7 protein-coding genes are annotated in these 11,735 nt (G+C 39.6%); 2 read left to right on the top strand and 5 right to left on the bottom strand.

Going from position 1 to position 11,735, the window contains the following annotated elements; genetic code table 11:
• Positions 1-2 precede the first annotated feature (2 nt).
• Complete coding sequence (locus I6F49_RS01725) at positions 3-1,850, top strand: ABC transporter ATP-binding protein (protein WP_197178111.1); 1,848 nt, start codon at positions 3-5, stop codon at positions 1,848-1,850.
• A gap of 120 nt (positions 1,851-1,970) precedes the next feature.
• Here I6F49_RS01725 and I6F49_RS01720 read toward each other — a convergent pair whose 3' ends face one another.
• The 5 genes from I6F49_RS01720 to I6F49_RS01700 form a co-directional block, all read right to left on the bottom strand.
• Positions 1,971-2,390 carry an MAPEG family protein gene (locus tag I6F49_RS01720; RefSeq protein WP_197178110.1) on the bottom strand — a complete coding sequence of 140 codons (420 nt, stop codon included), beginning with the start codon at positions 2,388-2,390 and terminating at the stop codon, positions 1,971-1,973.
• A 154-nt stretch (positions 2,391-2,544) separates the two neighbouring features.
• Positions 2,545-3,666, bottom strand: coding sequence for an ABC transporter permease (locus I6F49_RS01715; protein WP_197178109.1), 1,122 nt, complete (start codon positions 3,664-3,666; stop codon positions 2,545-2,547).
• A 2-nt stretch (positions 3,667-3,668) separates the two neighbouring features.
• Positions 3,669-6,479: a ribosome-associated ATPase/putative transporter RbbA gene (gene rbbA / locus I6F49_RS01710; RefSeq protein ID WP_197178108.1), complete on the bottom strand. Its 2,811-nt coding sequence runs from the start codon at positions 6,477-6,479 to the stop codon at positions 3,669-3,671.
• Positions 6,479-7,483 carry an HlyD family secretion protein gene (locus tag I6F49_RS01705; RefSeq protein ID WP_197178107.1) on the bottom strand — a complete coding sequence of 335 codons (1,005 nt, stop codon included), beginning with the start codon at positions 7,481-7,483 and terminating at the stop codon, positions 6,479-6,481. Before I6F49_RS01705 ends, rbbA begins: the two co-directional genes overlap by 1 nt.
• A 547-nt stretch (positions 7,484-8,030) precedes the next feature.
• Complete coding sequence (locus I6F49_RS01700) at positions 8,031-9,140, bottom strand: endonuclease/exonuclease/phosphatase family protein (protein ID WP_197178191.1); 1,110 nt, start codon at positions 9,138-9,140, stop codon at positions 8,031-8,033.
• 296 nt (positions 9,141-9,436) lie between these two features.
• Between I6F49_RS01700 and I6F49_RS01695 the strand changes: the two genes are divergently transcribed.
• Entirely contained in the window at positions 9,437-11,731 is a 2,295-nt protein-coding gene (locus I6F49_RS01695) for a peptidase U32 family protein (RefSeq protein WP_197178106.1), read from the top strand.
• Positions 11,732-11,735: the final 4 nt, after the last annotated feature.

Genomic DNA, 11,735 nt, shown 5'->3' with positions numbered 1-11,735 from the left:
AAATGTATCGATTATTTGAAAAAATGACAAAAGCATTTCCTGAGGACCAACCTACTCAGCCGCCTTCTACTTTGTTTGCTTTTTGTCGCCACTACACCAAAGGAATGGAACTGTCACTGTTGCTTATGTCAATTAGTGCCGCCATGCTCGCTATTTTAGAAGTTTCTTTATTTAGCTACATGGGACAGCTTGTTGATTGGTTAACAGCCTACACACCTCAAACCTTGTTTGTAGAGCAAAAATCAGAACTTATCAAAATGGCTGTCATGCTGTTAGTTGTGCTGCCCGTTGTTGTATTTTTTCACTCCGCTATTTTACACCAAGCCCTACTGGGTAATTATCCCATGTCGATTCGCTGGCTAGCGCATCGTTATTTATTGCGCCAAAGTGTTAGTTTTTATCAAAATGAATTTGCAGGAAGAATCGCCACCAAGGTATTGCAAACCTCGTTAGCTGTTCGCGAAACTGTTACCAAGTTACTCGATGTATTAATGTATATCGTGGTTTACTTTGGCTCTATGGTGTTTTTAGTGGCTGAAGCCGATTGGCGCTTAATGATCCCATTACTCGTTTGGTTAGCTTTATACATTTGCGTGCAGCTTTATTTTGTACCGCGCCTTAAAAGAATTGCCAGCTCACAAGCCGATGCTCGCTCAGAAATGACTGGCCGCATTGTTGATAGTTACACAAATATTTCTACAATTAAGCTGTTTTCGTATACCCAACGTGAAGAGCAATACGCAAAACAAAGCATGGATGTATTTTTGCAGCCTGTGTACAAGCAAATGCGCTTGGTAACCAGCTTAAACTTTGTTATTCAAACCCTAAATTACCTATTAGTGTTCTCTGTTGCTGCCGTATCACTTTATTTATGGTCACTTAGCGCAATTAGCGCAGGCGCTATTGCGGTAGCCGTTAGCTTAGCGCTTAGATTAAACGGCATGGCGCAGTGGATCATGTGGGAAATAAGCAGCTTATTTGAAAACATCGGCACCGTAGCTGATGGCATGAAAACACTGTCAAACCCTATTGAAGTAGCCGATAAACCAAACGCAGATACGCTTAACGTAAGCCAAGGTGCCATTGAGTTTAACAACGTACATTTTAACTATGGTAAAGCAGCAAACGAAACTAGTCGAAGCCCTGTAATGAACGGTTTAAACTTAAATATTAAACCCGGTGAAAAAATTGGCTTAGTCGGTCGCTCTGGCGCAGGTAAATCAACGCTCGTTAACCTGTTACTACGCTTTTACGACACCGATTCTGGCAGCATAAAAATTGATGGCCAAAACATCACAGACGTAAGCCAAGAAAGCCTACGCCGATATATAGCCATGGTAACGCAAGACACCTCCCTGCTTCACCGCTCAGTAAAAGACAACATTTTGTACGGTCGCCCCGATGCAACGCATTCTGAGATGATCAACGCGACCAAACAAGCTAAGGCGCTTGAGTTTATAAACGACTTGGTAGATAGCAAAGGCAACAAAGGTTTTGATGCGCAAGTGGGTGAACGCGGCGTTACGCTTTCGGGCGGTCAGCGCCAGCGTATTGCTATTGCACGAGTGCTACTTAAAAATGCACCCATACTTATACTCGACGAAGCCACCAGCGCACTCGACTCAGAAGTAGAAGCGGCTATTCAAGCAAGCCTTGATGATTTAATGACAGGCAAAACAGTAATTGCCATAGCGCATAGGCTCTCAACCATTGCACAAATGGACAGATTAATTGTACTTGATGACGGCGGCGTAGTGGAGCAAGGCACTCACGAAGAGTTAATAGCTAAAGGCGGCATTTACGCAGCCCTATGGACTCACCAAACGGGTGGGTTTATAGGAATGGATTAGCCATTAATATTACCCTACTGTAGGCGTGATTTTACATCGCGCTGCTCTTTAAACATAAAAGCGAAGATGCCACTAGGCTCTTCGCTTTTATGTTTATAGTTTATAAATACATTTTATAAATTAAGCTATTAATCTTAGCCCTATCAATACCAGCATAACCACATTAGCAAGCACACCTATTAAAAAGAAGTATGAGCGCGGGCTTGGGTTTTTCTCAGTAGCAATCGCGTAGTACAGCACCATGTGAATTAAGCGCGCTATTAAATACACCCAAACACACATTGCAAAAATAGGGCTCTGTAAATTAATTACAAAGGCAAATAAAACAGTACCTATAAATAACGCGCTGTTTTCAAGCGTATTATGAAACGTGCGATGCGCTCTAAATATAAAACTGTCGTGCGATAAATCATCGCTTATTTTACCTGGTACTGCATTAGGCTCTTTTGCTTTACTAAATGTAGCTACCGCCCATTGTACAAGTAACATGATTAAGTAAAGGTAAAAAGCCAGATAGGCCGAAAGTACAACTTCAGTCATTATTAAATCCCTTGTTGTGTTTTTAATTGGTATTGTAGAGCAAGTTTTAGGCCGCACTTAATTAATTGATAAATATAAACTTAATTTAGTAAAGTTATTTATAAATGTAAGTACTTCCATCTATTTATAAAAATTACCTGGTACAAGATCCCTATTAGCCCAACGCGACTGATTTACGAAACCGCGATAACGCAAATATAAAAAATACACTGCCGATAGCAAATAAAGCCAAAAAGTAAGGCCAAACTACATCCCAGCCTGCTCCTCTGTACAAAATAGCTTGAGCAAATTTCACAAAATGAGTAGTAGGTGCAAATAGCATAATATTTTGTACTATATCAGGCATACTTTCACGCGGTGTGACGCCGCCTGACAACATTTGTAATGGCAATAATATAAGGATCATCAATAAGCCTAATTGCGGCATAGTCCGTGCTTGAGTGCCTAATAATATACCCAATGATGTTGTAGCAAATAAATGAATTGCCGCACCCACCAAAAATAGCGCTGCTGATCCATGAATCGGTACTTGTAAAAAACCTTCAATCACAATAAAGAGTGAAAAAGTGGTCAGTAATAAAATGACCAAACCATTAGCCCAAATTTTAGCCATTACAATTTCAAACGGCGTTAATGGCATTACTAATAAATGCTCTAGCGTACCGTGTTCACGCTCACGTATTACTGCGGCTCCTGTTAAAATAATCGAAATCATGGTAATAACATTCATTAATTCCATTACACTACCAAACCACACACTGGTCATATTTGGATTAAACATTATGTGCGCCGATTGCTTAATAGGTAGCGTGTATACCGCTCGATAACCTTTCACAAATTCATTTATTTCAGCACTGATAATTGTTTGAATATAATTATCACCAATAAATGATTGCGACATACGAGTGGCGTCTATATTCACTTGTAATGTCGGTTGCTTACCCGCAAGTACGTCACGCTCAAAGTGTGGCGGAATATTTAGCACGAAGGTATAGCTTCCGTTATCAAGTGAAGGATCCACTTCACTTAATGCAATAACGTCAGGCGTTTTAAAGTAAGGGTCGTAAAATGCATTAATTATACGCTTAGATAATTGTGATTGATCGTCGTCAACAACCGCAATAGGTGCATTATTTAATTCGATAGAAGTTGCCGAAGAGACTACATAAATTAATCCTGTAAAGGCAAAAAATACAAATAATAGCAGCACTTTATCGCGCCATAAGCTACGCAGTTCTTTAATACCTAGATTAAGAATATTCCCGCGATGTTGCATGGCTATTTATCCTGCTTTGGAAGTAAAAATACACTGGCTAGAGTCAGTACCGGTATAAAAGCAAGTAAAGGTAAAAGCTGCGCCGATAAATCAGAAAAGTTAAGTGCTTTATTAAATACACCACGACATGCTTCTAAAAAGTAGGTAGTTGGAAACAGTTTTCCGATTATTGCAGGAAAGCCTTCTAGCGATGAAACAGGGTCAATCAACCCGCAAAAGTTAACTGCAATCATCAATACAACCACAGTTGATGCTGCTAATGCCGATATTTGTGTCTTAGTAAAAGCCGAAATTAACAGCCCTACCCCCGTTGTTGCTGTTACATACAATAATGCAGCCACGCTCAACGCCCATAAACTTCCTTTTAGCGGAACGCCAAACACAGTGACAGCAAGGGCAACTAAACCAAAAAAACTCACCATACTAACTAAAATGTAAGGCAGTTGTTTACCAATAATAAATTCGAGTCGCGTAACCGGTGTAACATATAAATTTGTAATTGAACCTAATTCTTTTTCACGTACAACACCCAGCGCCATTAATATCGCAGGGATAAACACTAATAAAAGTGGAATAACAGCAGGCACCATAGCCTCAATGCTTTTAAAGTCTTGATTATAACGATAGCGTGATTCAATATTCGCAGGTACTAAATTGGGTATTACCCCATAAGTACGCAATGATAAATCAGTGAGGTAAGTGTAATACGAGCTCGTCATATAACCCGATATAGTTTCCGCCCTAAAAGGCATTGAACCATCAATCCAAACTACAATTTCTGGTTTTCGCTCGCGTTTCAATTGCTGACCAAAATTAGGCGGAATTTCAACTGCCACACTTAACTCGCCGCTGCGCATTCGTTTATCTAGCTCTGAAGGGCTTTTAATATCGGCTTTTTGTATGAAGTAACGCGATCCTGCAATATTTTGAATGTAATCTCGACTCTCAGGGGTTTGATCTTGATCCATCACCGCAAAGCTTAAATCTTCAACATCAAAGGTAATACCGTAACCCAAAATAAACATTAAAATAATTGAGCCCAACAACGCAAAGGTTAAACGGATAGGATCACGCCATAACTCTAGCGTTTCGCGATGTGCGTAACCAAATAATCGTAATAAACTAAAAGCGGCATTCCCTTTCTTTTTATGAGTGGTCGATGTTGTAAGTAACTCATCTGATAATGTATCAGACTCGTCAACTGCTGAAATTGGCAAACTTGAAGCAGTAGATTCAAGTACCGCTTCTTCTAAGTAAGTAATAAAGGCATCTTCGAGAGTATCAGCACTACGCGCTTTGCAAAGTGCAGCGGGTGTATCGCTGGCGAGTATTTTTCCTGCGTGCATTAACGATATTCTATCGCAGCGTGCGGCTTCATCCATAAAGTGGGTCGAAATAAAAATAGTAACGCCCTGATCCCGCGATAACTCAATAAGTAATTCCCAAAAGTCATCACGTGCAACAGGGTCTACGCCTGAGGTAGGTTCGTCAAGTATTAGCATTTCAGGGCTATGCACTACCGCAACTGCAAGTGATAAACGCTGGCGAATACCTAATGGTAAATCGACAGGAAAATCATCACGGTATTTTTTAAGGTTAAACCGTATAATTAATTCATTAACACGCGGCGCTATTTGCTCTGCAGGCAAATGAAATAAGCGCGCATGCAACACCATATTTTGCTCAACGGTTAATTCATTATAAAGTGAAAATGCTTGCGACATAAAACCAACGCGTTTACGGGTTTCTATATTGTTAGCATCAACAACTTGACCAAATAACTTAGCTTCGCCACTAGATGCCGGTTGCAGGCCTGTTAGCATTTTCATGGTTGTGGTTTTGCCACAACCATTTGACCCCAAAAAGCCAAAAATTTCGCCTTGTTCAATACGCAAACTAACATTATTAACCGCCGTAAAATCGCCATATATTTTACTAAGCGCTGTAGCCTGAATAGCGGCTTCTGTTGTATTTAGATTTTTCTGGCGAGGAGGAACTACAAGTACATGATGATCATGACGTTTTTCTTCAGGTAATAATGATATAAATGCTTCATCAAGCGATTTTTTCCCTGTTTGTGCTTTAATGTCTTCTGGGCTACCAGTGCCTATAACTTTGCCATCGTCCATGGCTATTAGCCAATCAAAATCATCTGCCTCTTCCATGTAAGCGGTAGCAACGAGTACACTCATGTCAGTGTGCTGAGCGCGTATATGGTTAATCAATTGCCAAAATTGACGACGAGAAAGCGGATCGACCCCCGTTGTTGGCTCATCCAAAATTAATAACTCAGGGTCATGAATTAGCGCACAGCACAAACCGAGTTTTTGTTTCATCCCGCCTGAGAGTTTTTCAGCAGGGCGATCGGCAAACTCAGTGAGTCCAGTGCTTTTTAATAAGTTTTTAATTCGATGCTGGCGCTCTTTTTTTTCTTGTCCAAAAAGACAGCCAAAAAAATCAATATTTTCAAAAACAGACAAGGTGGGATATAAGTTTTTGCCTAATCCTTGTGGCATATAAGCAATACGTGGCGAAGTTGAGGTACGAAAACGGCTACTACGCATATCGCCCCCTAACACTTCAATGTCACCTTTTTGAACGGCACGTGCTCCCGCAATAAGCGCGAGCAAACTCGACTTACCTACGCCATCTGGGCCTATAAAACCTACCATACTGCCTGCAGGTAACTCTAGGTTAATATTATCCAACGCTAAATTATTGCCATAGCAATGCGTAACCTGAGTCAGTTTTACTACACTAAAAGATTTTTTAGCTTTATTACTCTGCTTTTCGCTATTGTTTGCATCAGCCATTATTCAGGCACTCTAACCTGTAATTGTATAGGCCAATTTTGCTCTGGTGCTAATAAAACATAAGCAAGCCCAGGCACACCTGTTTTAACTTGTTCAATATGATCGTTTAATAACTTTGAGTCTAGCTTCACTTTTACTCTAAACATCAGTTTGTCACGTTCGTTACGCGTTTCTACTGACTTAGGCGTAAATTGTGCTTGCGCTGATACAAAAGTAACTTTGGCGGGTAACGTATATTGTGCTATTGCATCTATTACAATGCGTGCCTCAGAGCCTATGGTTACTTTGCCAGCTTGCGCTGTTGGCAAATAAATACTCATATACACATCGGTTAAATCAAGCAAAGAAAAAACCTTACCACCACTGCCAAGCACTTCACCGGGCTCTGCTAATCTATATAATATTCGGCCACTAATCGGCGCTTTAAGTGTGCTATCGGCAATATTGCTTTGTAATCGTTCAATACGCGCTTGTGCCGCATCTATTTCTGCATCCGACTGCACCACTTTTACATTTGCCGCTTTTAAAGCTGCTTGCGCTGTTGCTGAAGCTGTCCGCTTTTGATCAACCACTTCTTTAGAAATATGCCCCTGTTTAAGCAGTGTTACTGAGCGACGTAACTCGGTTTCTGCAAAAGTAAGTTCACTTTTATGTTGTTCTACAATTGCCAAAGCATATTTGCGTGACTCAGTAGCAACACGTAACCCTGCATTAGCCTCACGTAATTGTGCATTTAAATCTTCAGTATCAATAACTGCCAAGGTTTGACCGGCTTCGACCATATCGCCTTCTTGTGCTAAAACCTCAATTAAGCGACCCGGCAATTTTGTTGCAATATCGTACTCGGTCGCTTCAATACGACCATTCCCATAGGCTACGCTCTCTGGCAATTGCTCAGATAGCAGTGCAGATTGCTGAGTTTGCCAAACATACCAACCACCCCCACCCAATATAATCACAGCAGCGATTGTACTGATAGATTTGAGTGTCGATTTAATCGTCATGCGGTAAAGCTCCATGTATATAAAAGTGGGTAAATATAGTTAGTATTGGCGTATTTAATAAGATTAGGCTAATACTAACTATCTTAGGTGTTAACTATCAATGCACTAGTTAATTGTAGTATAGGAGTGACTCTACTTTGTTACTTCACGATAGTAGATGGTTTTAATGAATTTTAAATGTCAGTACCCCTATTAATAATCTATCATTACTGGCGTTTATAAATATGATTTAGATCAAAAAACATTCAACGCAATAATAAAGATTACAAATAAGGTACGCCCTATCAAAAACGGCTTATTTTTTTAGTCTCCAAAAATATAAGATTAAGCCAAAAAGAGTATCAGGTTCTTTAAATATCCGAATAAATACAGGGGCTCCGTATTTAAGCCCTTTAATAAAAAGGCTGCTCTTTTAATGCTGGTTGAACTATTGATATGGCTTTTTCAGAACGTGCACTAGCACGTGATTTCTGCTGCAGAGTAATCAACCATAAACAAGATAAAAGAAATTTATGCAATTAGTGTTAATTCATACATAAAAGACCGTTCATGATCTCAATTTAAGCGTAACTAACACAACACCATGGTCGGTAGTTAAATCATCACGCTCATACTCCGGATTTATTAAGTGCCTGTCGTACGTGCTGTATTCACTAACTTCAAAAAAGCTGTCATCGTAACTAGCGTCAAACTCACACGATAATAAAATGTAATCAAGCACAGAGCTGCTCGCGCCATAGTAATGTGTTGGCGGCCTCAACGGTGCTGGCTTTGTTATTTTTGTATTTTTTACTTGGCTTTTATCTGCTAAATCAACAATCTCACTATTATTACTATCACAATCACTTTGTTCATCGTTTGTTATTAGATCGTCGCTAGTAACCTTATCATTGCTTAGCTGCGACTTTACAAATAAATCCCACGAGTCATTTAAACAATATTTAGCTAAGTAGGTTTTAGCATCAAACGCGGGAGCAAAACGCAGCGTATTTGTCAGTAAATGACTTAATACACCATCCGCAAGTTCATTGTTAAAGTCTCCCATTAATACCATCGGTTGCTGCGTCGCTTCGCGTCGAGCAATCATTTGTGTCATTAGCAATGTAGCTTCACTGCCACGCTGAATAGTTGAGCCCCAGCCGCCCGCTACATTCGCCTTTAATATCTCTATTATGTTTTTCTCGGCTGTTAGCTCTTTATTGTGCTCATCAACATTAATCATTGGGCGCTTAGATTTAAAATGCACCACATAACAATCAGTATTGCCTATGTGCGGCAAAGTAACGGTCGCTCTTAATACCTTGCGACTAAAAGTAAACTCACTATTAAGGCCAAGCGCACTTGCAAGCTCGCTATCATGCTCAACCGACGCCACTTCAACTATCGGGTATTTAGAGGCTATTGCCACTACAGGCCGCTTATAAATAAAGTCGTCAATCACCTCAGGCTCATCAACTACTGCAAAGTAATCATAACCTTGCTCACCCACTAACTCTTTTAACGAATCAATACTAAACACTTCCTGAAAACCAATCACGTCAGGGGTATGCTCTATTAAGTAATCAACAATCCAACGCTGCTTTTTAGCCCACTGCTGCGCGGTATAAATTTTCTCAAACTCATAATACGCGTTGGGTGGCTCAAGGTAGTTAAACAGGTTAAATGTGGCTATTTTTAGGTGAGTGTTGGTAATTACAGCTTCTTGAGCGTTTAAATCTGTATTTAACTGTTTAATATTTTGATTACTGATGGGTATCGCCTAAGTAAAGTTGAAAGTCTAGCTTGCTTATAAACTATCATTTTATTACATGTTTACGTAATAAATCAGTCAGCTTGATTACAATTTTATACAGTCTTTTAATTATGTATTTATTATATCCCTCAATAAATAGCATTAACGCGCCTAAACAGATAAAATTCGCGACAATTAAATATGAGCAAAGTGAAGTTGTAATGAGTAGAAAGATTGAACTATTAGCCCCAGGCGGTGATGTAAACGCGGTAAAAGCCGCCATTGTAGCCGGTGCTAATGCGGTTTATTGTGGGTTAGATACCTTTAATGCACGTAACCGAGCGTCTAATCTTTCGTTTGATGAGCTTAGCGGCGCACTGCGCTTAGCGCATGAATACGGCTGTGAAATATTTTTAACGCTAAACGTAGTTATATTAGAGCATGAAATGGGTGCGCTATTTAAGCTATTAAATCAGCTAGTAAATACCACGCTCGATGGCATTATTGTGCAAGATTTAGGGCTGTTCAATATTGTTAAAAAGCACTTTCCTACTTTGCATATTCACGCATCAACTCAGTTAACTACGCATAACGAATCACAAGTTGAATTTTTAGCGCGCATTGGCGCTACACGGGTAAATTTATCACGCGAGCTTAACTTAACTGAAATTAAAATATTGACCGACGTAGCGCACAAATGCGATGTATTAACCGAAGTGTTTGTACATGGTGCTTTATGTATCGCGTTTTCAGGGCAATGTTACTCAAGCTCGGTAAGTGTGGGTAACTCGGGCAACCGTGGTCGTTGCTCACAAGCATGTCGTGACGAATACGAGCCTACGGCTATGGGTAACAAGCATCCGTTAAACTTAAAAGACAATTCAGCCTATTTTGATTTACCAGAGCTCGTAGCCGCAGGTGTTGATTCGTTAAAGGTAGAAGGCCGTATTAAAGGCGCTAACTACGTACATACGGTTATTGATAGCTGGCGCAAACAAATAGACACGTTTGTGCAAACCGGTAACCTAATTGAAGACGATTCAAGCTTATACAAAGTATTTAACCGTAACTTTACTAATAAGTTTTTAACCGGCGACATGACCAAAAACATGTTTACCGATAACCCGCGCGACCATAGCTTTGATCACGCAAATGAAAAAAACAACGCAATTTCGGTCGTGCAAATTTACGATGCACAGCAAGAGCTTTCTACTCAAAAAAGTGAAATTGATTCGTTAGTTAAAAAGAAAATTGAATTTTTAGATATTTCAAAGCGCGAGCTTACATTAGAATTTTCAGGGCAATTAAATCAGCCATTCACTGTAAACATAATTATTGAAGATAAAAACGATATTACGCTTTCGAATAAAAACGAAAAAGAGCCTCTACGCTTTGAAGTTCAATCGCAAATGCCTATGCAAACCGCCGATAAATCGGTTGTTGATATTGCTGCTATTGATAAACGCTTTAAAAGCTTTAGTAATGCCAATTTTGAAATTAAAAATATGGATTACTCAAACTTAGGCAACAACTTAAGCATTCCGTTTAAAGAGCTCGCCCGTATTAAAAAGCAAGTCGCGTTTTTATTAAACGAAGGCAAAGACGTACTCGCCCCTGTTGAATTACCAAAACTAGTAAGCCACGAAAAAGCAGATAAAAACAAAACAACACTCTCTATTTTAATATCGGACATAAAAGACGTTCACCTATGTGATTTAACAGATGGCGATGTTTACTTTAAATTACCTGAGAGCTTTAGAACCGATAACGATAAATACATCAACGTATTTTTAGAGCACCCGCAGTTAATTCCGTGGTTCCCGGCGGTGTTAATTGGTAAAGACTTTGACGAAGCCGTGCGTTTACTAGAAGTGGCGAAACCTAAACTTATTATTAGTAATAACACCGGCGTGGCATACAAAGCAGTGCAAATGGGCATTGACTGGATTGCAGGCCCGTTATTAAACACCACAAACTCTTATGCGTTATTAACGCTACAAGAGGATTTAAATGCTAAAGGCGCGTTTATTTCAAACGAAATAAACAAGCAGCAAATGCGCAGTATTAAACGCCCTAACAACTTTAAAATGATGTACAGCATTTATCACCCAATACTAATGATGACCAGCCGCCAGTGTTTTTTCCAGCAAACCGTTGGCTGTAAAAAACCACGTATTGATGCCAGCTGTATGCTGAGCTGTAAAAAAGAAACAACCGTTACCAATGTTAAAGGCATTAGCTTTGCCATTGATAAACAAAAAGGCGGCTATCCGAGCATTTATAATCATGAGCAATTTTTAAATATGGATATTGTGACCGATTACGCCGATAAGTTTGACGAGTTCATGATTGATTTAACCGACATTGGCTCAGGCGATAAAGAAAAACTAGATAAAACTGTGTTACTCACCCATTTTCAAAATTTAATTAGCGGGCAAACACAAGCAGCTGATCAGTTAAATCAGATGGTAAAAGTAAAAACACGTCAGCAATATGTTGAAGGCTTAAACAGTTAAGGTA

It is taken from the genome of Pseudoalteromonas sp. SWN166 (assembly GCF_015864485.1).
Lineage (GTDB): Bacteria > Pseudomonadota > Gammaproteobacteria > Enterobacterales > Alteromonadaceae > Pseudoalteromonas.
The sequence above is the reverse complement of the archived record's forward strand: the minus strand, read 5'-3'. Positions and strand labels throughout refer to the sequence as shown.

Bases quoted from the DNA above. Each gene is read 5' to 3' on its own strand.
- I6F49_RS01725 (WP_197178111.1), top strand. From the start codon at position 3: ATGTATCGATTATTTGAAAAAATGACAAAAGCATTTCCTGAGGACCAA.
- I6F49_RS01720 (WP_197178110.1), bottom strand. From the start codon at position 2,390: ATGACTGAAGTTGTACTTTCGGCCTATCTGGCTTTTTACCTTTACTTA.
- I6F49_RS01715 (WP_197178109.1), bottom strand. From the start codon at position 3,666: ATGCAACATCGCGGGAATATTCTTAATCTAGGTATTAAAGAACTGCGT.
- rbbA (WP_197178108.1), bottom strand. From the start codon at position 6,479: ATGGCTGATGCAAACAATAGCGAAAAGCAGAGTAATAAAGCTAAAAAA.
- I6F49_RS01705 (WP_197178107.1), bottom strand. From the start codon at position 7,483: ATGACGATTAAATCGACACTCAAATCTATCAGTACAATCGCTGCTGTG.
- I6F49_RS01695 (WP_197178106.1), top strand. From the start codon at position 9,437: ATGAGTAGAAAGATTGAACTATTAGCCCCAGGCGGTGATGTAAACGCG.